The 23,944-nt window shown below is 66.2% G+C and carries 36 protein-coding genes and 1 pseudogene; 27 read left to right on the top strand and 10 right to left on the bottom strand.

The features are described 5' to 3' along the window. Positions 1-72 precede the first annotated feature (72 nt). The 12 genes from rpsJ (at position 73) to RMP09_RS16815 (ending at position 6,082) form a co-directional block, all read left to right on the top strand. Positions 73-387 (top strand): 30S ribosomal protein S10, encoded by a 315-nt coding sequence (rpsJ, locus tag RMP09_RS16870; protein ID WP_310567148.1) that lies wholly within the window; start codon positions 73-75, stop codon positions 385-387. A 202-nt stretch (positions 388-589) separates the two neighbouring features. Further along, on the top strand, positions 590-1,255 hold the full coding sequence (rplC, locus tag RMP09_RS16865; protein ID WP_310567150.1) for a 50S ribosomal protein L3: 666 nt from the start codon (positions 590-592) through the stop codon (positions 1,253-1,255). Next, positions 1,255-1,875, top strand: coding sequence for a 50S ribosomal protein L4 (gene rplD, locus RMP09_RS16860; RefSeq protein WP_310567147.1), 621 nt, complete (start codon positions 1,255-1,257; stop codon positions 1,873-1,875). The genes rplC and rplD overlap by 1 nt, the downstream gene beginning before the upstream one ends. Next, positions 1,872-2,186 carry a 50S ribosomal protein L23 gene (gene rplW / locus RMP09_RS16855; RefSeq protein ID WP_310567146.1) on the top strand — a complete coding sequence of 105 codons (315 nt, stop codon included), beginning with the start codon at positions 1,872-1,874 and terminating at the stop codon, positions 2,184-2,186. Before rplD ends, rplW begins: the two co-directional genes overlap by 4 nt. Before the next feature lie 2 nt (positions 2,187-2,188). Further along, positions 2,189-3,013, top strand: coding sequence for a 50S ribosomal protein L2 (rplB, locus tag RMP09_RS16850; RefSeq protein ID WP_310567145.1), 825 nt, complete (start codon positions 2,189-2,191; stop codon positions 3,011-3,013). Between the two features lie 12 nt (positions 3,014-3,025). After that, positions 3,026-3,301, top strand: coding sequence for a 30S ribosomal protein S19 (rpsS, locus tag RMP09_RS16845; protein WP_310567144.1), 276 nt, complete (start codon positions 3,026-3,028; stop codon positions 3,299-3,301). A 9-nt stretch (positions 3,302-3,310) separates the two neighbouring features. Beyond that, complete coding sequence (gene rplV, locus RMP09_RS16840; protein WP_310567143.1) at positions 3,311-3,646, top strand: 50S ribosomal protein L22; 336 nt, start codon at positions 3,311-3,313, stop codon at positions 3,644-3,646. Positions 3,647-3,661: 15 nt separating this feature from the next. Then, positions 3,662-4,525 carry a 30S ribosomal protein S3 gene (rpsC, locus tag RMP09_RS16835; protein ID WP_310567142.1) on the top strand — a complete coding sequence of 288 codons (864 nt, stop codon included), beginning with the start codon at positions 3,662-3,664 and terminating at the stop codon, positions 4,523-4,525. 2 nt (positions 4,526-4,527) lie between these two features. Continuing rightward, on the top strand, positions 4,528-4,944 hold the full coding sequence (gene rplP / locus RMP09_RS16830; protein WP_310567141.1) for a 50S ribosomal protein L16: 417 nt from the start codon (positions 4,528-4,530) through the stop codon (positions 4,942-4,944). Between the two features lie 15 nt (positions 4,945-4,959). Beyond that, positions 4,960-5,160: a 50S ribosomal protein L29 gene (rpmC, locus tag RMP09_RS16825; RefSeq protein ID WP_310567140.1), complete on the top strand. Its 201-nt coding sequence runs from the start codon at positions 4,960-4,962 to the stop codon at positions 5,158-5,160. Positions 5,161-5,171: 11 nt separating this feature from the next. After that, positions 5,172-5,441, top strand: coding sequence for a 30S ribosomal protein S17 (gene rpsQ, locus RMP09_RS16820; protein ID WP_310567139.1), 270 nt, complete (start codon positions 5,172-5,174; stop codon positions 5,439-5,441). Between the two features lie 131 nt (positions 5,442-5,572). Next, positions 5,573-6,082 carry a peroxiredoxin gene (locus RMP09_RS16815; protein WP_310567138.1) on the top strand — a complete coding sequence of 170 codons (510 nt, stop codon included), beginning with the start codon at positions 5,573-5,575 and terminating at the stop codon, positions 6,080-6,082. Positions 6,083-6,148: 66 nt separating this feature from the next. Here RMP09_RS16815 and RMP09_RS16810 read toward each other — a convergent pair whose 3' ends face one another. Together RMP09_RS16810 and RMP09_RS16805 are read right to left on the bottom strand one after the other, a co-directional pair. Continuing rightward, positions 6,149-6,655: a GNAT family N-acetyltransferase gene (locus RMP09_RS16810; protein ID WP_310567137.1), complete on the bottom strand. Its 507-nt coding sequence runs from the start codon at positions 6,653-6,655 to the stop codon at positions 6,149-6,151. An 80-nt stretch (positions 6,656-6,735) separates the two neighbouring features. After that, positions 6,736-7,425: a cytochrome b/b6 domain-containing protein gene (locus RMP09_RS16805; protein WP_310567136.1), complete on the bottom strand. Its 690-nt coding sequence runs from the start codon at positions 7,423-7,425 to the stop codon at positions 6,736-6,738. A 161-nt stretch (positions 7,426-7,586) separates the two neighbouring features. On the opposite strand from RMP09_RS16805, the gene RMP09_RS16800 reads away from it, so the two are divergent. Further along, complete coding sequence (locus RMP09_RS16800) at positions 7,587-8,039, top strand: cytochrome c (RefSeq protein WP_310567135.1); 453 nt, start codon at positions 7,587-7,589, stop codon at positions 8,037-8,039. A 75-nt stretch (positions 8,040-8,114) separates the two neighbouring features. Here the strand turns inward: RMP09_RS16800 and RMP09_RS16795 are convergent, their stop codons facing one another. Next, positions 8,115-8,645, bottom strand: coding sequence for a TlpA disulfide reductase family protein (locus RMP09_RS16795; RefSeq protein WP_310567134.1), 531 nt, complete (start codon positions 8,643-8,645; stop codon positions 8,115-8,117). A gap of 91 nt (positions 8,646-8,736) precedes the next feature. Here RMP09_RS16795 and RMP09_RS16790 point away from each other — a divergent pair, with 91 nt between their 5' ends. After that, a complete protein-coding gene (locus tag RMP09_RS16790; RefSeq protein WP_310567133.1) occupies positions 8,737-9,441 on the top strand; it encodes a DUF4197 domain-containing protein in 705 nt (234 codons plus the stop codon). 27 nt (positions 9,442-9,468) lie between these two features. On the opposite strand, the gene RMP09_RS16785 is transcribed toward RMP09_RS16790, so the two are convergent. Continuing rightward, on the bottom strand, positions 9,469-9,912 hold the full coding sequence (locus RMP09_RS16785) for a thioredoxin fold domain-containing protein (protein ID WP_310567132.1): 444 nt from the start codon (positions 9,910-9,912) through the stop codon (positions 9,469-9,471). A 43-nt stretch (positions 9,913-9,955) separates the two neighbouring features. Beyond that, the gene (locus RMP09_RS16780; RefSeq protein ID WP_310567131.1) at positions 9,956-11,233 is read right to left on the bottom strand and encodes a CaiB/BaiF CoA-transferase family protein; all 1,278 of its coding nucleotides are present in this window, start codon (positions 11,231-11,233) and stop codon (positions 9,956-9,958) included. Positions 11,234-11,294: 61 nt separating this feature from the next. Between RMP09_RS16780 and RMP09_RS16775 the strand changes: the two genes are divergently transcribed. From RMP09_RS16775 to RMP09_RS16750, 6 genes are all read left to right on the top strand, one after another. Next, positions 11,295-11,831 carry a hypothetical protein gene (locus RMP09_RS16775; RefSeq protein WP_310567130.1) on the top strand — a complete coding sequence of 179 codons (537 nt, stop codon included), beginning with the start codon at positions 11,295-11,297 and terminating at the stop codon, positions 11,829-11,831. Next, positions 11,828-13,081: an MFS transporter gene (locus RMP09_RS16770; RefSeq protein WP_310567129.1), complete on the top strand. Its 1,254-nt coding sequence runs from the start codon at positions 11,828-11,830 to the stop codon at positions 13,079-13,081. The genes RMP09_RS16775 and RMP09_RS16770 overlap by 4 nt, the downstream gene beginning before the upstream one ends. Before the next feature lie 44 nt (positions 13,082-13,125). Beyond that, a complete protein-coding gene (locus RMP09_RS16765) occupies positions 13,126-13,572 on the top strand; it encodes a PTS fructose transporter subunit IIA (RefSeq protein ID WP_310567128.1) in 447 nt (148 codons plus the stop codon). Next, positions 13,541-13,810 (top strand): HPr family phosphocarrier protein, encoded by a 270-nt coding sequence (locus RMP09_RS16760; RefSeq protein WP_310567127.1) that lies wholly within the window; start codon positions 13,541-13,543, stop codon positions 13,808-13,810. The genes RMP09_RS16765 and RMP09_RS16760 overlap by 32 nt, the downstream gene beginning before the upstream one ends. 154 nt (positions 13,811-13,964) lie before the next feature. Beyond that, on the top strand, positions 13,965-15,725 hold the full coding sequence (gene ptsP / locus RMP09_RS16755; RefSeq protein ID WP_310567126.1) for a phosphoenolpyruvate--protein phosphotransferase: 1,761 nt from the start codon (positions 13,965-13,967) through the stop codon (positions 15,723-15,725). Positions 15,726-15,743: 18 nt separating this feature from the next. Further along, on the top strand, positions 15,744-16,139 hold the full coding sequence (locus RMP09_RS16750) for a VOC family protein (RefSeq protein WP_310567125.1): 396 nt from the start codon (positions 15,744-15,746) through the stop codon (positions 16,137-16,139). A gap of 5 nt (positions 16,140-16,144) precedes the next feature. Here RMP09_RS16750 and RMP09_RS16745 read toward each other — a convergent pair whose 3' ends face one another. Continuing rightward, entirely contained in the window at positions 16,145-16,981 is an 837-nt protein-coding gene (locus RMP09_RS16745) for a DMT family transporter (protein WP_310567124.1), read from the bottom strand. Positions 16,982-17,088: 107 nt separating this feature from the next. Between RMP09_RS16745 and RMP09_RS16740 the strand changes: the two genes are divergently transcribed. After that, on the top strand, positions 17,089-17,445 hold the full coding sequence (locus RMP09_RS16740; RefSeq protein ID WP_310567122.1) for a carboxymuconolactone decarboxylase family protein: 357 nt from the start codon (positions 17,089-17,091) through the stop codon (positions 17,443-17,445). 43 nt (positions 17,446-17,488) lie between these two features. Here the strand turns inward: RMP09_RS16740 and RMP09_RS16735 are convergent, their stop codons facing one another. Genes RMP09_RS16735 through RMP09_RS16720 form a run of 4 tightly spaced genes read right to left on the bottom strand, consistent with a single transcriptional unit; the run spans position 17,489 to position 20,220 of the window. Further along, positions 17,489-18,184 carry an AraC family transcriptional regulator gene (locus RMP09_RS16735; RefSeq protein WP_310567121.1) on the bottom strand — a complete coding sequence of 232 codons (696 nt, stop codon included), beginning with the start codon at positions 18,182-18,184 and terminating at the stop codon, positions 17,489-17,491. 3 nt (positions 18,185-18,187) lie between these two features. Next, a complete protein-coding gene (gene lipA / locus RMP09_RS16730; protein WP_310567120.1) occupies positions 18,188-19,204 on the bottom strand; it encodes a lipoyl synthase in 1,017 nt (338 codons plus the stop codon). Positions 19,205-19,232: 28 nt separating this feature from the next. Further along, entirely contained in the window at positions 19,233-19,925 is a 693-nt protein-coding gene (gene lipB / locus RMP09_RS16725) for a lipoyl(octanoyl) transferase LipB (RefSeq protein WP_310567119.1), read from the bottom strand. A gap of 10 nt (positions 19,926-19,935) precedes the next feature. Next, the gene (locus RMP09_RS16720) at positions 19,936-20,220 is read right to left on the bottom strand and encodes a DUF493 family protein (protein ID WP_310567118.1); all 285 of its coding nucleotides are present in this window, start codon (positions 20,218-20,220) and stop codon (positions 19,936-19,938) included. 132 nt (positions 20,221-20,352) lie between these two features. Here RMP09_RS16720 and RMP09_RS16715 point away from each other — a divergent pair, with 132 nt between their 5' ends. The 6 genes and pseudogenes from RMP09_RS16715 to RMP09_RS16690 all read left to right on the top strand — a co-directional run. Next, complete coding sequence (locus RMP09_RS16715; protein WP_409559747.1) at positions 20,353-20,883, top strand: ATP synthase subunit I; 531 nt, start codon at positions 20,353-20,355, stop codon at positions 20,881-20,883. 15 nt (positions 20,884-20,898) lie between these two features. Beyond that, a complete protein-coding gene (gene atpB, locus RMP09_RS16710; protein ID WP_310567117.1) occupies positions 20,899-21,777 on the top strand; it encodes a F0F1 ATP synthase subunit A in 879 nt (292 codons plus the stop codon). A gap of 78 nt (positions 21,778-21,855) precedes the next feature. Then, entirely contained in the window at positions 21,856-22,107 is a 252-nt protein-coding gene (atpE, locus tag RMP09_RS16705) for a F0F1 ATP synthase subunit C (RefSeq protein ID WP_236963362.1), read from the top strand. A 120-nt stretch (positions 22,108-22,227) separates the two neighbouring features. Beyond that, positions 22,228-22,698 (top strand): F0F1 ATP synthase subunit B, encoded by a 471-nt coding sequence (locus tag RMP09_RS16700; protein ID WP_310567116.1) that lies wholly within the window; start codon positions 22,228-22,230, stop codon positions 22,696-22,698. Positions 22,699-22,750: 52 nt separating this feature from the next. Then, complete coding sequence (locus RMP09_RS16695; protein ID WP_310567115.1) at positions 22,751-23,281, top strand: F0F1 ATP synthase subunit delta; 531 nt, start codon at positions 22,751-22,753, stop codon at positions 23,279-23,281. Between the two features lie 59 nt (positions 23,282-23,340). After that, positions 23,341-23,944, top strand: a pseudogene (locus tag RMP09_RS16690) (F0F1 ATP synthase subunit alpha); the annotation flags it as partial.

The raw sequence follows: 23,944 nt of genomic DNA, 5'->3' as shown, positions 1-23,944 counted from the left end.
GTGAAGGCGGTCGTACCGTCGGCGCCGGCGTCGTCGCCAAGATCATCGCCTGATCGCACACGGAGAAAACGCATGTCTACCAAGCAAAAGATCCGCATCCGCCTGAAGGCCTTCGATTACAAGCTGATCGACACCTCGGCCGCTGAAATCGTGGAAACCGCCAAGCGCACCGGCGCCATCGTCAAGGGCCCCGTGCCCCTGCCGACGCGCATGAAGCGCTTCGACATCCTGCGTTCGCCGCACGTCAACAAGACCTCGCGCGACCAGCTGGAAATCCGCACCCACCAGCGTCTGATGGACATCGTGGACCCGACCGACAAGACGGTTGACGCCCTGATGAAGCTCGATCTGCCGGCCGGCGTGGACGTCGAGATCAAGCTGCAGTAATGCGCAGCGCAGGCCCAGCGAGAGCAGGGCTTGCACAAAAAAAGCCCGCTGGTTATACTGGCGGGCTTTTCAGGCTTCGGCCTGGATTTTTGTTGGCCAATTCCGTTTGCGCGGAAGCGGTCGCATTTCGGTGTGGCAAGTCTTCGGATACGCCATCCTAAACATCAGCCCCGGCCAATTGAAGTCGGGAACGGAGAAAACAATGAGTCTTAGCAACTCCCTCGGGTTGTTGGGTCGCAAGGTGGGCATGATGCGTCTGTTCACCGATGACGGGGACGCAGTGCCCGTCACGGTGGTCGACGTGTCGAACAACCGTGTGACACAAATCAAAACCCAAGCCAACGATGGCTACGATGCGCTGCAGGTCACCTTCGGTGCCCGCCGTGCCTCCCGCGTCACCAAGGCCGTTGCCGGCCACCTGGCCAAGGCCGGTGTCGAAGCGGGTGAAATCATCCAGGAATTCCGCGTTGCCGCCGATGTGGCTGCCCAGTACCAGCCGGGCGCTACCGTGGCCGCCAACGCCATCTTTGCCGCCGGCCAGAAGGTCGACGTGCAAGGCACTTCGATCGGTAAAGGCTTTGCCGGCACGATCAAGCGCCACAACTTCAAGTCCCAGCGCGCGTCGCACGGCAACAGCCGTTCGCACAACGTGCCGGGTTCGATCTCCATGGCCCAGGATCCGGGCCGCGTGTTTCCGGGCAAAAAAATGACCGGTCATATGGGCGATCAAACCAAGACCATCCAGAACCTGGACATCTTCCGCGTGGACGAAGCCCGTCAGCTGCTGATGATCCGTGGCGCTGTGCCCGGCTCGAACGGCGGTTTCCTGACCGTGCGTCCCGCCGTCAAAGCCAAAGGAGCTAACTGATGCAAGTTGAACTCCTGAACGACCAGGGCCAGGCCGCGTCCAATGTGGACGTGCCCGAGACCGTGTTTGGTCGCGACTACAACGAAGCCCTGATCCACCAGCTCGTGGTGGCTTACCAGGCCAACGCTCGTCAAGGTACGCGTGCGCAAAAAGACCGCCAGATGGTCAAGCACTCGACCAAGAAGCCGTTCAAGCAAAAAGGCACCGGCAACGCCCGTGCCGGTATGACGTCTTCCCCGCTGTGGCGCGGAGGCGGTCGTATCTTCCCGAACAGCCCGGACGAGAACTTCACCCAGAAGCTCAACAAGAAGATGTACCGCGCCGGCATGGCCTCCATCTTCTCGCAGCTGGCCCGTGAAGGCCGCCTGGCCGTGGTCGATTCCATCAAGGTGGATTCGCCCAAGACCAAGCAGCTGGCCGACAAGTTCAAGGCCATGAACCTGAGCCACGTGCTGGTCATCGCCGAAGAAATCGACGAGAACCTGTACCTGGCGTCGCGCAACCTGCCGAACATCCTGGTGGTCGAGCCGCGTTACGCCGATCCGGTGTCGCTGGTGCACTTCAAGAAGGTGATCGTCACCAAGGGTGCCATCGCCCAGCTCAAGGAGATGTTCGCATGAGCGTCACGAAATACGACGAAGGCCGTCTGATGCAGGTGCTCGTGGCACCGATCGTGTCGGAAAAGGCCACCCAAGTCGCCGAGCAGACCAACGCCGTGGTGTTCAAGGTCCTGCGCGACGCTTCCAAGCCCGAGATCAAGGCCGCTGTTGAACTGATGTTCAAGGTCGAGGTCAAGGGTGTTTCCGTGCTCAACCAAAAGGGCAAGACCAAGCGCTTCGGCAAGACCGTCGGTCGCCGTGACCACGTGCGCAAGGCCTATGTGACCCTGATGCCGGGCCAAGAGCTGAACTTCGGCGGGGAGGCTGTTTAATCATGGCAGTGATCAAGATGAAACCGACTTCACCAGGCCGTCGCGGCATGGTGAAAGTCACGCGTGAACACCTCCACAAGGGTGACGGTTACGCGCCGCTGCTCGAAGCGCAGCACCAGAAGGCTGGCCGCAACAACAACGGCCACATCACGGTTCGCCACAAGGGCGGCGGTGCCAAGCACCACTACCGCGTGGTCGACTTCCGTCGCAACAAGGACAACATCCCGGCCAAGGTCGAGCGTATCGAATACGACCCGAACCGCACGGCGCACATCGCGCTGGTGTGTTACGCCGACGGCGAGCGCCGCTACATCATCGCCCCCCGTGGCGTTGAAGTCGGTGCCACGCTGCTGTCCGGCTCGGAGTCGCCGATTCGCGTGGGCAACACCCTGCCGATCCGCAACATCCCCGTGGGTTCGACCATCCACTGCATCGAGCTGCAAGTCGGCAAGGGCGCGCAAATCGCCCGTTCCGCTGGCGCTTCTGCCGTGCTGCTGGCCCGCGAAGGCATCTACGCCCAGGTTCGCATGCGTTCTGGCGAAGTGCGCAAGGTCCACGTGGACTGCCGCGCCACCATTGGTGAAGTCTCCAACACCGAGCACAGCCTGCGTCAGCTGGGCAAGGCCGGTGTGAAGCGTCACATGGGCATCCGTCCGACCGTTCGCGGTACCGCGATGAACCCGATCGACCACCCGCACGGTGGTGGTGAAGGCAAGACCGGCGAAGGCCGTGCACCGGTGGATCCGTGGGGCAACCTGACCAAGGGTTACCGCACCCGCAACAACCGCCGTACGCAGTCGATGATCGTCTCGCGCCGCAAGAAGTAAAGGGTTGACATCATGACTCGTTCCCTCAAAAAAGGCCCCTTCATTGACCATCACCTGATGGCCAAGGTGGAGAAGGCTGTGTCCACCAAGGACAAGAAGCCGGTCAAGACCTGGTCGCGCCGCTCCATGATCCTGCCCGAGTTCATCGGCCTGACGATCGCCGTGCACAACGGCAAGCAGCACGTGCCTGTGTACATCACCGACCAGATGGTCGGCCACAAGCTCGGCGAGTTCTCCCTGACCCGTACCTTCAAGGGTCACCCGGGCGACAAAAAAGCCAAGAAGTAAGGATCAACCATGACTACTGAAACCCGCTGTGTTGTTCGCGGCGTGCGCCTGTCGGTGGACAAGGGCCGTCTCGTGGCCGACCTGATTCGTGGCAAGAAGGTCGACCAGGCTCTGAACATCCTGGCCTTCACGCAGAAAAAGGCCGCCGGCATCGTCAAGAAGGCGCTGGATTCCGCCATCGCCAACGCCGAGCACAACGATGGAGCCGACATTGACGAACTGTTCGTCAAGTCGATCTACGTTGAGCAGGGCACCACGCTCAAGCGCTTCACTGCCCGCGCCAAGGGCCGTGGCAACCGTATCAGCAAACCCACCTGTCACATCTATGTGACGGTTGGCAACTGAAGAGGTCACTGGAATATGGGACAAAAAATCAACCCCACCGGCTTCCGCCTCGCAGTTGCACGCAACTGGGCCAGCCGTTGGTACGCCTCCAACCGTGACTTCGCCGGCATGCTGGCCGAAGACATCAAGGTGCGTGAGTACCTCAAGGAAAAGCTCAAGAACGCCGCCGTTTCGCGCGTCGTGATCGAGCGTCCGGCCAAGAACGCCCGCATCACCATTTACTCGGCTCGTCCGGGCGTGGTGATCGGCAAGAAGGGTGAGGACATCGAGAAGCTGAAGAAGGAACTGGCCGCCAAACTGGGCGTGCCGGTCGCCGTCAACATCGAAGAAGTGCGCAAGCCCGAAATCGATGCCAAGCTGATCGCTGACAGCATCACCCAGCAGCTGGAAAAGCGCATCATGTTCCGCCGTGCCATGAAGCGCGCCATGCAGAACGCCATGCGTCTGGGCGCCCAGGGCATCAAGATCATGTCCGCCGGTCGTCTGAACGGCATCGAAATCGCCCGTACCGAGTGGTATCGCGAAGGCCGTGTGCCCCTGCACACCCTGCGCGCCGACATCGACTACGGCACCTCGGAAGCCAAGACCACGTACGGCGTCATCGGCGTCAAGGTCTGGGTTTACAAGGGTGACACCCTGGGTCGCAACGATCTGCCCGCCGTGGAAACCCCGCGTCCGGAAGAAGAGCGTCGCCCCCGTGGTCCGCGTCGTGAGCGTCCCGCTGGCCCTCCCGCCCGCGCCGCCGTGCGCCGTCCGGGTGCCGCTGGTGCGCCGGTTGATGGCAGCGACAAGCCCGCCGAGGCCACCGACAAACCCGCCGTTAAGCGCGTTCGCAAAGACGCACCCGCAGGGGCACCTGCGGACGGCAAAGGAGAATAAATATGCTGCAACCTGCTCGCCGCAAGTACCGTAAAGAGCAAAAAGGCCGCAACACGGGCGTCGCCACCAGTGGCGCCACCGTGGCCTTTGGCGATTTCGGTCTGAAGTCCACCGACCGCGGCCGTCTGACGGCCCGCCAGATCGAAGCCGCACGCCGTGCGATTTCCCGTCACGTCAAGCGTGGCGGCCGTATCTGGATCCGCGTGTTCCCGGACAAGCCGATCTCCAACAAGCCTGCCGAAGTCCGTATGGGCAACGGCAAGGGTTCCGTGGAGTACTACGTGGCTGAAATCCAGCCCGGCAAGGTGCTGTACGAGATCGTGGGCGTGCCCGAGCAACTCGCTCGTGAAGCCTTCGCTTTGGCCGCCGCCAAACTTCCGCTGCGCACCACGTTTGTGGCACGCATGCTGGGTCAGTGATTCAGGAGAACATAGATGAAAGCTGCTGAACTGCGCCAGAAGGATGTGGCCGGCCTCGAAGCCGAAGTGAAAGCACTGCAAAAGGCCCATTTCGGCCTGCGCATGCAAAAAGCCACGCAACAACTCAACAACACCGCCACGCTGGGTGACACCCGCCGTTCCATCGCTCGCGCCAAGACCATCTTGGCCGAGAAGCAACGCGGCACCGCCAAGTAAGGAGTGAAGTCATGACGGAAGCCAAAACATCCCTCAAGCGCACCCTGATCGGCAAGGTGGTCAGTGACAAGCGCGCCAAGACCGTGACCGTGCTCGTCGAGCGTCGCGTCAAGCACGAGCTCTACGACAAGATCGTCGCGAAGTCCAGCAAGTACCACGCCCACGACGAAAAGGGCGAGTACAAGACGGGCGACGTGGTCGAGATCACGGAAAGCCGTCCGCTGTCGAAGACGAAGAACTGGGTCGCCACCCGCCTGGTCCAAAAGGCCGCACTGGTGTAAGCCTGTTCCTGCTGTCTTCAGCGGACCCGAAAAAAGCGACCGACAATTCGGTCGCTTTTTTCTTTTGGGGGTTCCGTTGTGGATCGGAGCCCGAAATCACGGCCTGCGGGCCAACATGCAAGGAACACGACATGATCAAGGTGGGTGACAAGATCCCGGCGAGCACGCTGATGGAGTACGTCGAGGTCGAAGGCAATGGCTGCAGCATCGGCCCCAACCCGGTGGACACGCACCAGGCCAGCGCAGGCAAGACGATTGCACTGTTTGCATTGCCCGGCGCGTTCACGCCCACCTGTTCGGCCAAGCATGTGCCCGGCTTTGTGGAGCAGCACGCCGCCTTCAAGGCCGCTGGCGTGGACGAGATCTGGTGCCTGAGCGTCAACGACGCTTTCGTGATGGGCGCCTGGGCGCGCGACCAGAAGACCGGTGACAAGGTGCGCATGCTGGCCGATGGCGATGCCGCCTTTGCCAAGGCCACCGGCCTGACGCTGGACCTGACGGGCAAGGGCCTGGGCCTGCGCAGCAACCGCTACTCCATGCTTGTCAAGGATGGCGTGGTGGTGACGCTCAACATCGAAGGCCCGGGCAAGTTCGAGGTCAGCGACGCCGGCACCCTGCTGGCGCAGGCACAGGCGCGCTGATCGCGGGCAAGCTCTAAAAAAAAGCCGGGCTCCACGAGGAGCCCGGCCTTTTTTCTTGGTGCCGATTCAGAGCCGTGCGCCGCTGGACAGATCGACCATGAGGTAGTGCGCACCCGGCAAGGGGTTGTGGTAGTACGGGGCCACTTCCACGAAGCCGACGTCCTGGTACAGCGCGCGGGCCGCCTCCATGTCGCGCAGGGTGTCCAGCAGCATGGTGGTGTAGCCGGCCAGGCTGGCGCGGGCCATGACCTGTTCCACCAGCAGGCGACCGAGGCCGAAGCCGCGGAAGGCGGAGCGCACAAAGAGGCGCTTCATCTCGCAGGCGTTGAGGTGGTCGCTGTTGACCAGCGGGCGGAAGGCGCAACAGCCGGCCGGGGCGCCGTCCACCGTGGCCAGCATCAGCACTCCCGACGGTTCGGCGTAGTCGCCGGGCAACGCATCCAGTTCCTGGGCGAATCCCTGGAAGCACAGGTCGATGCCGAGGTGGGCCTGGTAGTCGAGAAACAGGGCACGGATGGCGGCCAGGTCTTCGGGGGAATCGGCCACGCGCAGCTGGATGTCGGGGGTGGTCACGTCGTTGGGGGATGGTGGCGTCTGCCGGAAGCGGCACTATACGGCAGTCCCCGCGCACCGCCCAATGGAATTGCCGGGTGTCAGTCGTAGCTGGCGGTGGGCAGCGCCCCGTCGCCCAGTGACACGATGCCGTACACCGCAGCGGCGCACAGCAGCAAGAGCACCAGGGCCAGCAGTCGGGTGCGGGCGTTGTCCTGGGATGCGGGCAGCGGCGTCGGCACGGCCTTGTCGCCCACGATCATGGGGCGGACCAGGGCCTGCTTCTTGACCAGCTTGTAGAACGCAATCGCGCCCAGGTGCAGCGCCACCAGCGCGATCAGGATGAGCTTGCCGACCTGCTTGTGGTAACGGGTGGCCTGCTCGACCCAGCCGCCCGACACCAGCCCGGCCAGCGGTCCGGTGAAGGCGATCTCGTCGTCGGCGAACAGGCCGCTGCCCACCTGGGCCAGCAGGATCAGCAACAGCGCCAGCACGGAGAACATCCCCAGTGGGCTGTGGCCCACGCTGTGTTCGGGGCGCCCCTGCCCGCGCAGGTAGGCCAGGATGCTGTCCGGCCCATACAGGAAACGGGCGAAACGTGACCAGTGGCCACCGACCAGCCCCCAGGCGACGCGAAACAACAGCAGCGTGAGCACCGCATAGCCCAGGCGCCCGTGCCACACCATGGCGTTGCCGCCGACGTTGCCGGTGACGATCAGCCCCACGACGCAGAGCACCAGGCTCCAGTGGAACAGGCGGGTGGGCAGGTCCCAGACGCGAATGGTGTGCATGGCGGATCCTTTGGGCAATCGGTGGGGATGGTCAGTTCCATGGATACAAACCCTGAGCCGATAGTTTCCCTGGAACCAATTCTGAAGCCCGGCACTCAGTGCGTTTGTAGTGCCTCCGCGCTACAAACCTGTCACCCCCCCCACCCCGTTCAGGAGCCCACATGAAGACCATCATCGCCGCTGCCCTTGTCGCCGCCACCGCCATCCTGTCCACACCGGCCATGGCCCAGTTCCAGAAGCCCGAGGACGCGATCAAGTACCGCAAGGCCAGCCTCACGGTGATGGCGACGCACTTCGGGCGCATCGGGGCCATGGTCAACAACCGCGCCCCGTTCGACGCCAAGGTGGCGGCCGACAACGCGGCCCTGGTGGAAACCATGAGCAAGCTGCCCTGGGCCGCTTTCGGCGCGGGCACCGACAAGGGCGAGACCCGCGCGCTGCCGGCTATCTGGACCGAGCAGGCCAAGTTCAAGGAGGGTGCCGAGAAGATGCAGGCCGAGGTCGCCAAACTGTCGGCCGCCGCAAAAACCGGCAACCTGGACAGCATCAAGACCGCCTTTGGGGCCGCCGGCCAGAGCTGCAAGGCCTGTCACGACAACTTCCGCAAAGAGTGAGCCGGTACGGCCCGCCCGGACCCGACAAAAAAGGCGACCCGCGGGTCGCCTTTTTGTTGGAGGAGCGGGCGCCGATCAGCCCTTGGCCAGCAGCTCTTCAATGAGGTTGTGCAACGCGGCCATGTCGGGCTCGCCGACGAAGCGCTTGACGATGTTGCCCTGCTTGTCCAGCAGGTAGGTGGTGGGCGTGAGTTTGACCTCGCCCCAGTTCTTGGCGATGTCGCCGGTGTTGTCCAGCGCCACCTTGAACGGCAGTTGTCGCGTCTGGGCGAAGTTCAGCACGTAGGCCGGCGGGTCGTAGCTCATGGCCACGGCCACGGTTTCGTAGCCCCGGTCTTTGTACTTCTGGTAAGTGTCCACCAGCATGGGCATCTCTTTGACGCAGGACACGCAGGTGGTGGCCCAGAAGTTGACCAGTGTGACCTTGCCCTTGAGTTCGCTCGTGCTGGTCTTGGCGCCGTTGATCAGCACAAAGGTCGATTCGGGGGCCGCGTCGCGCGTGCCGCAGCCACCCAGCAACAGCGATGTGCCCAATGTGGCGACCACGGCCAAGGCGGCCAGGCCACGGCGGCGGTCGAAGGTGAAGGGGCTGAGGTGGTGTGTCATAGTGCGAAAGTTCGAGACAGGGGCCTGGACGGGGCGGTGGACCGCCGTGCCGCCGAGGCCATTGGAGCGTTCCCATCCCAAGGAGTTCAACATGCAGCGTCGCCAGTTTAACCAGAGCATCAGCGCCAGCGTCGCGCTGATGGTGCTTGCCGCCCACCAACAGGCCTGGGCGCTGTCCCTGTCCGACCTGACGGACAAAGACGCCAGCGCCGGCCTGAAGGCGGCACTGGAAAAGGGCGCGCTCGCGGCCGTGGGTCTGCTGGGCAAAACCGATGGCTTCCTGGGCAACCCGGCGGTGCGCATCCCGCTGCCGGGCTATCTGGAAGACGCCGCCAGCCTGCTGCGCAAGTTCGGCCAGGGCAAGCGGGTGGACGAGCTGGTGACCAGCATGAACCGCGCCGCCGAAGCGGCTGTTCCCATGGGCAAGGACCTGCTGGTGGGGGCGGTCAAAAGCATGTCGGTGACCGACGCGAAAAAGATCCTGACCGGCGGCGACAACTCGGTGACGCAGTTCTTCGCCGACAAGACGCGCACCCCGCTGGGTGAAAAATTCCTGCCCGTGGTGACCAAAGCAACCGAAAAGGTGGGCCTGGCCGCGAAGTACAACAAGGTGGCCAGCAAGGCCGCCGGCCTGGGGCTGGTGAAGAAGGAAGACGCCAACATCCAGCAGTACGTGACCGGCAAGTCGCTGGACGGGCTCTACACCATCATCGGACAGGAAGAGCGCAAGATCCGCCAGGACCCGATCGGGGCCGGCAGCGACATCCTCAAGAAGGTGTTTGGCGCCCTCAAGTGACGCGCCAGCCGGTGTGAAAGCCGGCGCTCACTTGCCGAGCTTGCGGCGCGCTTCGGCCAGGCGCGCGTCGAGGTACTCGCCGTAGAAGTCGGGCACGGCCACGCCGACCAGGCGCTCGGCCAGTTCCTGCCCGTCGGGCCCGAAGAACAGCACCGTGGGCGCAAAGCGTGCTTTCCACAACCGGGCCTGTTCGGCCGGGGTGGTCGTTTCGCCCTTGAACCCCTGCAGGTGGCTGCTGCGGTCGCGCACGTCCAGCTGCACCGCCTGCAGCTTGCCTTCCTTGCGCATCGGCAGCAGGTAGTGGTTGCGCACCAGATCGCAGAAGGGGCAGCCGGGCAGGGTGGTCATCACCACCAGCGGCTCGCCCCGCGCCGCCGCGGCCTGGGCCGCGCCGCGCAGCGAGGCCGGGCTCGGCAGGGCGGCGGGTGTCTTGGCGGGGATCAGGCTGTCGGCGGTGGCGGGCGTGCTCATGGGAACCTCGTCTGGCTGGAATATCAGCGAGCGCTGATGAAGATCAGACGATACCGCGCCCGCGCAGTTCCGCCAAGCGCTGCGCGTCCGCGCCCAGCCAGTCGTCCAGCACCTCGGCCGTGTGCTGGCCCAGCAGGGGCGGGGGCAGGTCGCTGCGCACCGGGGTGGCGCTGAGCTTGAGCGGGCTGGCCACCAGCTGCACCGCGTCGGCCAGCGGGTGGGCGCGCGCGTCCTGCCAGGTCTGCACCATGCCGCGCTGCTGCACGTGTGGGTCGGCAAACACCTCGGCCAGGTTGTTGATGGGACCGCAGGGCACCTTGGCCGCTTCCAGCGCACCCAGCCAGTCGGCCTTGTGGCGGGTTTTCATGAGGGTTTCGAGCAGCGGCACCAGCACGGCGCGGTGGCGCACGCGGTTCTGGTTGCGGGCAAAACGCTCGTCCTGCGCCAGCTCCGGCCGGCCGGCCACCTCGCAGAATTTGGCGAACTGCCCGTCGTTGCCGACCGCCAGGATGATGTGCTGCGCTTGGCCCTGCGCGTCGGGCGCGACCTCGAACACCTGGTAGGGCACGATGTTGATGTGCGCGTTGCCGGCGCGGCCCGGCACCTGGCCTGCTTCACGCCCTCGCACCAGGTAGTTGGCGCCGAGATTGGCCAGCATGGCCACCTGCGTGTCGAGCAGGGCCATGTCGATGTGTTGTCCCTCGCCGGTGCGTTCAGCGTGGCGCAGCGCGGCCTGGATCGCGACCGTCGCGTACAGGCCGGTGAACAGGTCGGCCACCGCCACGCCCACCTTCTGCGGGCCTCCGCCGGGCAGATCATCGCGCTCGCCGGTCACGCTCATCAGCCCGCCCATGCCCTGGATGGCGTAGTCGTAGCCCGCGCGGTCTTTGTAGGGGCCGGTCTGGCCGAAGCCGGTGATGGAGCAGTACACGAGCTTGGGGTTGAGCGCGTGCAGCGAGGCGAAGTCCAGCCCGTAGCGCGCCATGTCGCCGACCTTGTAGTTCTCGACGAACACGTCGGCTTTCACGGCCAGTTCGCGGATCAGCGCCTGGCCTTCGGGCGTGGCGATGTCGCAGGTGATGGAGCGCTTGTTGCGGTTGGCCCCGAGGTAGTAGGCGGCCTCGGCCGAGTCCGCGCCGTCGCGCCCTTGCAGGAAGGGCGGACCCCAGCCGCGCGTGTCGTCGCCGCCGGGGTGACCCTCGCTGCGCGGGCGCTCCACCTTCACCACATCGGCGCCCAGATCAGCCAGCGTCTGGGTGCACCAGGGGCCCGCGAGCACGCGGGACAAATCGAGTATGCGGATACCATCCAGAGCGTTCATGCGGCCATTGTGCCGCTGCGTGCGGCGGGCCACTGTCGCCGTGATGCCGGAGACATTCCCCTTGTTGCACCCCATCCGCGCCGCCGCCCTGGCGGCCGGGCTGCTGAGCGTCAGCGCCTGCAGCCCCACCTTCAACTGGCGCGAACTGCGCGTGGACGGCACACCGCTGCTGGCCCTGATGCCCTGCAAGCCCGAGAGCGCCACCCGCCCGGTGCCGCTGGGCGGCACCACCGCACCGCCGACCGAACTGCACATGCACAGCTGCGAAACCGGCGGCCTGCGTTTTGCCGTGGCCTGGGCCGACGTCGGCCAGTCCGCGCAGGTGGCGCCCGCGCTGGCCGCCTGGCGCAGCGCCGGCCTGCAGGCCCTCCGCGTGGCACCGGCCGCGGCCGGCGACTGGGCGGCGACGCTCGCCGGGGCCGACCCGGTGCAGGGCGTGGCCGCCCAGGGCACCGACCCGCAGGGCCAGCCCGTGCAGTCGCGTGCGCTGTACTTTGCGCAGGGCACCCGGGTGTTCCAGGCCGCGGTGTACGGGCCCCGTTTGCCGGACGAGGCGCTGGACGCCTTCTTCGCCGGTCTCAAGCTGTCGCCGCCATGAGCCAGACCGCCTCGTCCGCTGCGTGGCTGGCCCCGCGCGCCACGGTGGGTGTGTTCCTGGCCTTTGCGCTGGCCTATTTTTTCTCCACGCTGATCCGCGCCATCACGGCCACGCTCTCGCCCGTGCTCAGCCAGGAACTGGCGCTGAGCGCGAGCGACCTGGGCCTGCTGGCCGGCGGCTATTTCTTCGGCTTTGCCCTGACGCAGCTGCCCATGGGCCGCTGGCTGGACCGGCACGGCCCGCGCCGCGTGATCCTGTCCTTCATGGTCGTGGCGGTGCTCGGTTGCGCCGCGTTCGCCATGGCCACCAGCTTCGGCGGCCTGCTGGCCGCGCGCGTGCTCACCGGCATGGGCGTGAGCGCCTGCCTGATGGCGCCGCTGACGGGCTACCGCCGCTGGCTGCGGCCCGAGCTGCAGCTGCGCGCCAATTCGTGGATGCTGATGACCGGTTCGCTGGGCATGGTGGCGGCCACGCTGCCAGTGCAGTGGCTGCTGCCGGTGCTGGGCTGGCGCGGCCTGTTCTGGGGGGTGGCGGGCTGCATCGTGCTGGCCATGGCGGCGCTGGCCTGGCGCGTGCCGGGCTGGGCCGCCCCCGCCACGCGGGCCGGCTCCGCCCAGCCCGCGGTGGGCTATGCCCAGATCGCGCGCCACCCCTTCTTCCGGCAGATGGCGGGCATCGGCTTTGTGTTCTACGCCGGCATGGTGGCCATCCAGACCCTGTGGGCCGGCCCGTGGATGGTGAAGGTGGCCGGGGCCACGCCGGCCGAAGCGGCGCAGGGCCTGTTCGGCATCAACCTGTGCATGCTCGTCACCTTCTGGCTCTGGGGCGTGGTCAACCCGCACCTGGCGCGCCGGGGCTGGAGCGCCGAGCGCCTGATCGCCTGGGGCGTGCCGCTGGCGCTGGGGGTGCTGGCGCTCAACGTGGCGCTGGGCGCGCGGGCCGGCTGGCCGCTGTGGGCCGCGTTCTGCGTGTGCAGCAGCGTGGGCGCGCTGGCGCAGCCGGCCGTGGGCATGGCACTGCCGGCGCAGGCCGCGGGGCGGGCGCTGTCGGCCTACAACCTGGTCATCTTCGCCGGCGTGTTCGCCATGCAATGGGCCATCGGCCTGGCCAGCGACGCGCTGGGCTGGCTGGGCTGGAGCGAGCCGGCGCGCCTGCGCGGTGCACTGGCGCTGTTCGGGCTCGCCGCGGCCCTGGCCTACGCCGGCTTTCTGCGCGCGCGACACCGCCGGCACGTCCGCGCGGCGGGATGAGCGCACCGCGGGTCACCGCATCAGCGTTGCCCTAAACTGTGTCCATGAACGGCATCCTCATCGTTGCGCACGCCCCGCTGGCCTCGGCCCTGCGGGCCTGCGTGCTGCACGTGTTCCCCGACAGCGCAGACGCGGTGTCGGCCCTGGACGTTCAACCCAATGTGCCGCCCGAGGAATCGCTCGCGCAGGCGCGCGTCCTGGTGCGCCAGCTGGGCCAGCCCAACACGCTGGTCGTCACCGACGTGTTCGGCGCCACGCCCTGCAACGTGGCGCAGAAACTGGTGGACGGTGTGCACTCCAAGCTCATCACCGGCGTGAACCTGCCCATGCTGCTGCGCACCGTGTCGTACCGGCACGAGTCGCTGGATGCGCTGGTTTCGCGGGCCATGATCGGCGCGACGCAGGGGGTGATCCAGGTGGCCGTGACCGCACCACAAAATCAGGCGAGAAGAACCACCCATGATCAAGACCACCGCGACCATCAGCAATAAGCTCGGGCTGCACGCCCGCGCGTCGGCCAAGCTCACCAAGCTGGCCGGCAGCCACGCCTGCGAGGTGTGGATGTCGCGCGGCGAGCGGCGCGTCAACGCCAAAAGCATCATGGGCGTGATGATGCTGGCCGCCGGCATCGGCAGCCAGGTTGAAATCGAGACCAACGGCCCCGACGAGCAGGCGGCCATGGACGCCATCCTGGCCCTGATCAACGACAAGTTCGGCGAAGGAGAGTAGAGATGGCGCCCCCACGCTCCACCGCTGCGCGGGTCGCTGCCCCAGGACTGGGGAGGGACACGGTCCTTGCCGGGTCCGGGGGCTGGGCCTGCCTTGGGGCGGCCCGGCGGCTGGCCCTTCTGCCACCTCACTCCACCACTGCGCAGGGGCCAGTATGACGTTCACGGTCCACGGTCTGGCCGTGTCCCGCGGCATCGCCATCGGGCGGGCGGTCATCGTGGCCGCCAGCCGCATGGACGTGGCGCACTACTTCGTCAAGGCCGAGCAGGTCGATGCCGAGATCCAGCGTCTGCGCAGCGCGCGCAAGGTGGTGGTGGAAGAGATCGGGCGTGTGCAGCAGGGCCTGGCCGACCTGGGGCCGGTCGACGCCCATCCCGAGCTGGCCGCCCTGCTCGACGTGCACCTCATGCTGCTGCAGGACGAGCAGCTGACCGGCGGCGTCAAGCACTGGATCACCGAACGCCACTACAACGCCGAATGGGCGCTGACCACCCAGCTGGAGGTGATCGGGCGCCAGTTCGACGAGATGGAAGACCCCTACCTGCGCGAACGCAAGGCCGACCTGGAGCAGGTGGTCGAGCGCATGCTGCGGGTGATGCGCGGCGTGGCTTCGCCGGTGGTGGCGACCCCGCCGGGGCGCAACGACACACTCTTCGACGCCACGGTGGACGTGCCGCTGGTGCTGGTGGCGCACGACCTGTCGCCGGCCGACATGCTGCAGTTCAAGCAGAGCGTGTTCGCCGGCTTCGTCACCGACGTCGGCGGCAAGACCAGCCACACCGCCATCGTCGCGCGCAGCATGGACATCCCGGCCGTGGTCGGTGCGCGCTCGGCCAGCCACCTGATCAGCCAGGATGACTGGGTCGTCATCGACGGCGATGCCGGTGTGGTGATCGTCGATCCCTCGCCCATCCTGCTGGCCGAATACGGCTTCAAGCAGCGCCAGGGCGAGGTCGAGCGCGAACGCCTCGCGCGCCTGAAGCACACCCCCGCCGTCACCCTGGACGGCCAGAAGATCGAGCTGCTGGCCAACATCGAACAGCCCGAGGACGCGGTGGCCGCGCTCAAGGCCGGCGCCGTGGGCGTGGGCCTGTTCCGCACCGAATTTCTTTTCATGGGCCGCAACGGCAAGCTGCCCGACGAGGAAGAGCAGTTCCAGGCCTACAAACGCGCGGTCGAGGGCATGCAAGGCCTGCCGGTCACCATCCGCACGGTGGACGTGGGGGCCGACAAACCGCTGGACCGCACGCCCGTGCGCAGCGGCGAAGACCACCTCAACCCCGCGCTGGGCCTGCGCGCCATCCGCTGGAGCCTGGCCGACCCGGCCATGTTCCTGGCGCAGCTGCGCGCCATCCTGCGCGCGTCGGCCTTCGGGCCGATCAACCTGCTCATCCCCATGCTGGCCCACGCCAGCGAGATCCGCCAGACCCTGGCCCTGGTCAACAAGGCGCGCGCACAGCTCGACGCGCGGACGCAGCTGCACGGCATCGTGCGCCTGGGCGCCATGATCGAGGTGCCCGCCGCGGCGCTGACCATCCCGCTGTTCCTGCGCCATTTCGACTTCCTCTCGATCGGCACCAACGACCTGATCCAGTACACCCTGGCCATCGACCGGGCCGACGAGGCGGTGTCGCACCTCTACGACCCGGTGCACCCGGCGGTGTTGCAGCTGCTGGCCAGCACCATCGCGCAGGCGCGGGCGCAGGGCAAGGGCGTGAGCGTGTGCGGCGAAATGGCCGGCGACGTGGGCATGACGCGCCTGCTGCTGGGGCTGGGGCTGCGCAGCTTCTCCATGCACCCCTCGCAGATCCTGGCCGTCAAGCAGCAGATCCTGCGCTGCGATACCACCAAGCTGGCGACCTGGGCGCAGACGGTGTTGACGGCCGAGGACCCGGCGGCCCTGATGGCCGACTGAGCGTCCGGGGCGACGCCGATGCTGCTGCGCATCCACCACGCCGCCATCATCTGCTCGGACTACGAGCGTTCCAAGCGCTTCTACACCGAGGTGCTGGGGCTGCGCGTGGTGGCCGAACACCTGCGCGCCGAGCGCCAGAGCTGGAAGCTGGACCTGGCCTTGCCGGACGGCGCGCAGATCGAACTGTTTTCGTTCCCGAATCCGCCCCCCAGGCCCTCCAGACCCGAGGCCCAGGGCCTGCGCCACCTGGCGTTCGCGGTGCTGGACGTGGCGCATTGCAAACGCGCGCTGGAGGCGCAGGGGGTGGTGGTCGAAGACATCCGGGTGGACGAGTACACCGGCCGGCGCTTCACCTTCTTCGCCGACCCCGACGGCCTGCCGCTGGAGCTGTACGAAGCCGCCCCGGCGACCTGAGGCCTTCAGCGCGCGCGCGTGGCCATCACCGCCGCGCCGATGATCATCACCGCCGCCACGGCGACCGAGACGTTCGGCCACTCGCCGCGCACCGCCAGCAGCGTCAGCGTGGACAGCAGCGGCGTGAGGAAACTCAGCACCCCGATCTGCCGCGCGTCGCCCCGCTTGAGCGCGGCGTCCCACAAAAAGAACGCGCCGCCCAGCGGCCCCAGGCCGAGCAGGGCGATCAAGGCCCAGTCCCGGGCCGACAGCGCGACCGCCGGTTCCAGCAGCGCGTGGCAGACCAGCGACAGGGCGCCCGAGACCAGTGCGAAGCTGCCGATGGCGGCGGTGGGGAAGGCGGGCACCCGCTTGGTCAGCAGCGAATAGCTGGCCCAGATGAAGGCCGAGCCCAGCGCCGGCACGTAGCCCCAGGCCCAGACCGCTTCGCCGCTGCCGCCACGCCCCAGGATGGCCAGCACCGCGCCGGCAAAGCCGATCAGCGCGGCCAGCACGTGGCGCGTGCTGAGCGACACGCCCGGCAGGAACAGCGGCGCCATCACCACGATGCCCAGCGGCCAGAGGTAGTTGACCAGGTTGGCCTGCACCGGCGGCGCGTGGCGCAGCGCGATGAAGAGCAGGAAGTGGAAGCCGAACAGGCCGTAGACGCCCAGCGCCAGCGTGGGCGCGGGCACGCGCCACTGGCGCCAGTCAAAGCGCGAGAGCGGCAGCGCGATCAGGCTGCCGATCAGCAGGCACAGGCCCGTCAGCAGAAAGGGCGGCACATGCGACAGCGCCACGCCCAGCGCGGCCAGCGAAGCCCAGAGCGCGATGGCGCCCAGGGCGAGCAGGTTGGCGCTCATGCGGCGCCGCCCGTGGTCGCGCCGGACATTTGATCCATGGCAAGGCAAAGGGTGTGGGACATGTTGAATACTGAGTGGGGTATTAAATTTCAACCGGGAATCCAGCCATGAGCACCTTCAACCACCACGACCTGATGCGCGACATCAACGCCAGTCTGGCGCCGTTTCGCAAGACGCAGGGCCACGCCATGACCGGCTTCGGCCAACTGGCCAAGGCCGCGATCACCGACGGCGCACTCAGTGCCAAGCACAAGGAGCTCATCGTCCTCTCGATCGCCGTCACCCAACGCTGTTCGGGCTGCATCGGGTTCCACGTCAAGGCCCTGGTGCAGCTGGGCTGCACGCGCGCCGAACTCGAAGAGATGTTGTCCGTCTGCGTCTACATGGGCGGCGGCCCGGCCCTGATGTACGCGGCCGAAGCCATGGCCGCCTGGGAAAAAATGGCGCCGGCCGAGCCGAACTGAAGATGCCTTCAGGGTAAGCCAGCCGGCCGTCGAGCGGCGAGGGTCAATCGTCGCGTTTCGCGGGTGAGGCCCGCCGCAGCGCCGCGGTCAGGGCCGACGGCGAGCGGTAGCCGCTGCGGCGCGCCACCTCGGCCACCGGCAGGCCTTGCACGCGCATCTGTCGGGCGCGGTCCAGCCGCAGGACGCGCAGCCAGGCCATGGGGCTGATGCCCAGTTCCTGCCGGCAACGTTCGGTGAACTGCGCGGTGCTCAGGTGCGCGCGGGCCGCGAGATCGGCCACCGGCAGCGGCGCCGCCAAATGGCTTTGTGCCCAGACCTGCAGTCCTGGCCAGTCGATGGCCCGACGCGTCCGCGCGGGCGTCGGGAGGGGCGCCCAGGCTTCGAGCAGCAGGGCGGGCCCGAATTGCCGGGCTCTGGGCTGCCCTGCGGCGCAGGCCGAGGCGAGATACCGGGCGAGCTCAAAGGCTTCGTGCTGGGGCGCTTGCTGTTGGATCGGTTCCCAGGCCGGGTCGGTCGAATCCAGCACCAGGCAGCGGGCGCCGCGGGCGGATTCGAAGTCGTGCCGGTCGCCGGGGGCAATCACCAGGCCGTCGCCCGCGCCGACGCGCCGACCGCGGCCGGCCACCTCAAGTTCCAGCGTACCGTCCAGCCCCAGCAGGATCTGGAAGTGATCGTGCGCGTGGCTGCCGGGCGACGCGCCGTATTGGCGCACCGACAGCGCGTCGTGCGCACGGGCCACGCGTCAGGCCTTGGGGGTGTTCAGCACGCCGTGGGCCTGCTGGTCGGCGTGGTAGCTCGACCGCACCATGGCGCCCACGGCGGCGTGGGTGAAGCCCATCTTGTAGGCCTCGGCCTCGAACATCTTGAAGGTGTCGGGGTGCACGTAGCGGCGCACCGGCAGGTGGTGGCCGCTGGGGGCGAGGTACTGGCCGATGGTCAGCATGTCGATGCCGTGCGCGCGCATGTCGCGCATGACTTCCAGGATCTCCTCGTCCGTCTCACCCAGACCGACCATCAGGCCGCTCTTGGTCGGGATGCCGGGGAAGCGCTGCTTGAACTTCTGGAGCAGGTTCAGGCTGAACTGGTAGTCCGAACCCGGGCGCGCTTCCTTGTACAGGCGCGGCACGGTTTCCAGGTTGTGGTTGAGCACGTCGGGCAGGCCGTCGGCCAGGATGTCCAGCGCCTTCTCGTCGCGGCCGCGGAAATCGGGCACCAGCACCTCGATCTGGGTGCCGGGCGAGGCTTCGCGCGTCTTCTGGATGCAGGACACGTAGTGGCCGGCACCGCCGTCGCGCAGGTCGTCGCGGTCCACGCTGGTGATCACCACGTACTTGAGCTTGAGCGCTGCGATCGTCTTGGCCAGGTTCTCCGGCTCGTTCACGTCCAACGGGTCGGGGCGGCCGTGGCCCACGTCGCAGAACGGGCAGCGGCGCGTGCACTTGTCGCCCATGATCATGAAGGTGGCTGTGCCCTTGCCAAAACATTCGCCGATGTTGGGGCAGCTGGCTTCTTCGCACACCGTCACCAGCTTGTTGGCGCGCAGCACGTCCTTGATTTCGTAGAAGCGCGTGGTCGGCGAACCGGCCTTGACGCGGATCCACTCGGGCTTCTTCAGCACCTCGGCGGGCACGATCTTGATCGGGATGCGCGAGGTCTTGGCCTGGCTCTTCTGTTTGGCGGTGGCGTCGTAGCCGGCGGCGGGCTGGGCTTCGCGGACCGTGTTCGTGTCGGCGGCCGAAGGCGTGTCGGTGCGGTTCATGGCGGGGGCGCGGGTGGCGCGGTGGTGTTCAGGGGCTGAGGGTGGCGCTGAGCTTCTGGCTCAGGACCTGGGCCGCTTCATCCCATGAAACGGCGACCCCGATTGTAGAAAGGTCCACCGTTTGCAGGCCCGCATAGCCACAGGGGTTGATGCGCCAGTAAGGCTGCAGGTCCATGGCCACGTTCAGGGCCACGCCGTGGTAGGTGCAGTGCCGGCTGACCTTGATGCCCAGCGCGGCGATCTTGCCCAGGCCCGTGAAATCGGGCTGCGGCGCCGGGGAGCCCTCCACGCGCTTTTGCGGGCGCTGCGGCAGCAGGGCGTGGCCAAACGGGTCGTCCAGCCGCACGTAGATGCCAGGGGCCCCGGCCACGCGGTGGCCGGTCACGCCGACATGGGCCAGGGTGCGGATCACCGCCTCTTCGATGCGGTAGACGTATTCCTTGACGAAGTAGCCCGCGCGCTGCAGGTCGATCAGCGGGTAGGCCACGACCTGGCCTGGGCCGTGGTAGGTCACCTGCCCGCCGCGGTTGGTTTTGACCACGGGAATGTCGCCGGGGGCCAGCAGGTGGTCGTCGCGCCCCGCGATGCCTTGCGTGAACACGGGCGGGTGCTCGCAGATCCACAGCTCGTCGGGGGTGTTGCCCTGCCGCGCCGCGGTGAACGCGACCATGGTCTCGTAGGTGGGCGCGTAGTCCACGCGCCCCAGCGGGCGGATCAGCATGGGCGTGGGCTCAGAGGACCACCTTCACCATGGGGTGCGTGGTCAGCGTGCGGTACAGCTCGTCGAGCTGCTCGCGGCTGGTCACGTAGACCGACAGGGTGACGCCCAGGTAGTTGCCCGCCTTGCTCGGGCGCAGTTCGATGGTCGAGGCGTCGAAGCCGGGATCGAAGGACCTGGCCACGTGGGTGAGCGCGGTGACAAAGCCCTCCACGTGGGCGCCCATCACCTTGATGGGGAAGTGGCAGGGGTATTCGATGAGCGATTGCTCGGGCGGAATGTCGCGGGGCAGGTCCATGGCGGGATTATCGGACGAGGGGCGCACACGCGCAGCAGCGCACCCCTGATGGCTTGTGGAACGCACGGGTTTCTACGTATAATCAGCGGCTTTGCGAAACCGCACACATTTGTAACCAGCCAGTAATCTGCGATGCACAAAATGCCGGGCAAAGTTCTTCCGGCAGCGCAGCAGAAGCAGGCCGATGACGGATGGGATGAAGATGGGGCGCAAGCGTTCGAATTCAAGCCGCTGACGCGCGAAGAAGCGCAGCAGTGGCGGGCCAGCCAGCCGAATGTGTCGGTCTGGTGGCTGGTGGGGGTGCAGATGCTGGTGGGGCTGTCCGCTGGTGCGCTGGGTGGGCTGCTGACGCAGCGTGCGCCGGTGGCCTGGTCGGTCCTGTATGGCGCGGCAGCGGTGGCGCTGCCATCGGCCTTGATGGCCTATGGCATGACCTCCAGTGCGGTGTCCCGGCTGTTGGCGGGTGTGGCGCAAGCCGCGTTCGCCGGGTTTCTGCTGTGGGAAGGGGTCAAGATCCTGTTGGCTGTCGCCATGTTGTGGCTGGCGCCGACGGTGGTCCCCGGACTCAGCTGGCTGGGTCTTTTGGCTGGCCTGGTGTTGACTCTCAAGGTGTACTGGCTCGGATTCTGGATCCGGTCCAGGCGTTCAAAACAAAACGGTTGATTGGCGCGAACGAACATGGCTGCAGAAGGTATCGGTCCTACCCCCGGTGAGTACATTCGTCACCACCTGACCCATCTGACGAACCAGAAGCAAGGCTTCATCGTCGATTTCTCCGTCATCAACCTCGATTCCGTGATCTTCAGCTCGCTGCTGGGCGCGATCGTGTGTTTCTTCCTCTGGCGCGCGGCCCGCACGGCGCACGCCGGTGTGCCGGGTCGCTTCCAGGCTGCGGTGGAAATGCTGGTCGAGATGGTGGACAGCCAGGCCAAGGGCGTGATCCACAACGCCAACAGCCGCAAGCTGGTGGCGCCGCTCGCGCTCACGGTGTTCTGCTGGATCTTTGCCATGAACTTCATGGACATGCTGCCGGTGGACCTGCTGCCCAAGATCTGGGAAGGTGTCTACGGCGCGGCCGGTCACGATCCGCACCACGCCTATTTGCGTGTCGTGCCCACGGCCGATCTCTCCACCACCCTGGGCCTGTCGGTCTCGGTGTTGCTGATGTGCGTGTTCTACAACCTCAAGATCAAGGGTCTGGGCGGTTGGGCGCACGAGCTGGTGACCGCTCCGTTCGGCACCTCCAAGAATCCTGTTTGGGCACTGCTGCTGGGCGTGACCAACTTCCTGATGCAAATGATCGAGTTCGTGGCGAAGACGGTTTCGCACGGCATGCGGTTGTTTGGCAACATGTTCGCGGGTGAACTGGTGTTCATGCTGATCGCGCTGCTGGGCGGTTTTGCCTCCCTCTCGCTCTCGGGTGGGCTCTTCTTCGTCGGACACGTGATCGCAGGCACGGTGTGGACCTTGTTCCACATTCTGGTCATCACCTTGCAGGCGTTCATTTTCATGATGCTGGCCCTGATTTATCTGGGTCAAGCGCATGACGCTCACTAAGTTGCGCGGTTTCACCTCGCTCTCTAGTTCTTTCGTTTCTTTCCTTTCTCAACTTTCGTTCATCTCATAGGAGTCATCATGGAAAACGTTCTGGGTCTCGTCGCACTGGCTTGCGGTCTCATCGTCGGTCTGGGTGCCATCGGCGCCTCTATCGGTATCGCCCTGATGGGTGGCAAGTTCCTCGAGTCGTCGGCCCGCCAGCCCGAACTGATGAACGACCTGCAAACCAAGATGTTCATCTTGGCTGGTCTGATCGACGCTGCTTTCCTGATCGGCGTGGCCATCGCCCTGCTGTTCGCGTTCGCCAACCCCTTCACGCTCGCCGCTTAATGGGTTTTGCTGCCGTGCGCGGCGGCGCCCGGTGGATCGGCGGATGCCGGTCTGCGATGGGGTTCCGCTGACGCCGCAGCAAGCGCGTCACCACTTGTCAACACACAGAAAGGCGTTGCGATGAACATCAATGCAACCCTCTTTGCGCAGGCCGTCGTCTTTGCGATCCTGGTGTGGTTCACGATGAAATTCGTGTGGCCCCCCATCGCCAAGGCACTCGACGAGCGTGCGTTGAAGATTTCCGAAGGTCTGGCCGCTTCCGAGAAGGCCAAGTCCGAACTGGCCGTGGCCAACAAGCGCGTGGAAGCCGAACTGAGCCAGTCGCGCAATGAAGCCGCGACCCGCCTGGCCGACGCCGAGCGCCGTGCCCAGACCGTGATCGAAGACGCCAAGGGTCGCGCCACGGAAGAGGCCGCCAAGATCGTGGCCGCCGCACGTCAGGAAGCCGACCAGCAGGTCGTCAAGGCCCGTGAAGCGCTGCGCGAAGAAGTGGCAGCACTGGCGGTCAAGGGTGCCGAGCAGATCCTCAAGCGCGAAGTCAACGCCGGCGTTCACGCCGAGTTGCTGGGTCGCCTGAAGACCGAACTCTGATCCCGACGCGCCGTTCACGTCCCGTTTGAACCCCGGCATCCAAAGGTAGACCATGGCCGAAATTGCCACCATTGCCCGCCCCTACGCCGACGCGCTGTTCCAAGCCGCCGGCGCCGATGCGGCTGGCGTCGCCGTCTGGCTCGATGAGCTGGCCGCCGTCGCTGCCAACGAGCAGCTGCGCCAGTTTGCCGACGCACCCAAGTCCTCGTCTGCCCAGGTGTTCGACGTCATCTCCGGTGTGCTGAAAAACGCACTGCCGGTGATGGGTCAGAACTTCCTGCGCACGGTGATCGACAACGGCCGTATCGCTGCGCTGCCCGAAATCGCTGCCCAGTTCCGCGTGCTCAAGAATGCCCAGCAAGGCAGCTTCGATGCCGTGGTCTACAGCGCTTTCGACATGGACGCCACCGCCCTGGCCGACCTCTCTGGTGTGCTGGAGAAGCGTTTTGGTCGCAAGCTGAACCTGCAGGTCCAGCTGCAACCCGATCTGATCGGCGGCGTGCGCGTGGTGGTGGGTGACGAGGTGCTCGACACCTCGATCAAAGCCCGCCTGGAACAAATGAAAGTGGCCCTGACGGCTTGATTGCCCGACAGTCCATCGCAGTGCGCCCTCATCCCATTTAACGAAAGAAGGAAAGAGTCATGCAACTCAATCCCGCCGAAATTTCTGAATTGATCAAGTCCCGCATCCAGGGCCTGGGCGCATCGAGCGATGTGCGCAACCAGGGCACCGTGGTGTCGGTGACCGACGGTATCGTCCGCGTGCACGGCCTGTCGGACGTGATGCAGGGCGAAATGCTGGAATTCCCGGCCAACAAGGACGGCGTGCCTTCCTTCGGCCTGGCCCTGAACCTCGAGCGCGACTCCGTCGGCGCCGTGATTCTGGGTGAGTACGAGCACATCTCCGAAGGCGACACCGTCAAGTGCACGGGCCGCATTCTGGAAGTGCCGGTGGGTCCTGAGCTGGTGGGCCGCGTGGTCAACGCCCTGGGTCAGCCGATCGACGGCAAGGGCCCGATCAACGCCAAGATGACGGATGTGATCGAGAAGGTCGCTCCTGGCGTGATCGCCCGTAAATCGGTGGACCAGCCGGTGCAGACCGGCCTGAAGTCGATTGATTCGATGGTGCCCGTTGGTCGTGGCCAGCGCGAGCTGATCATCGGCGACCGCCAGACCGGTAAGACCGCCGTCGCCATCGACGCGATCATCAACCAGAAGGGTCAGAACATGACCTGCGTTTACGTCG

Source organism: Hydrogenophaga sp. (genome assembly GCF_031426985.1).
Taxonomy (GTDB): Bacteria; Pseudomonadota; Gammaproteobacteria; order Burkholderiales; family Burkholderiaceae_C; genus Hydrogenophaga.
Note: the sequence above shows the minus strand (reverse complement) of the source record. Positions and strands in the feature narration are given on the sequence as shown.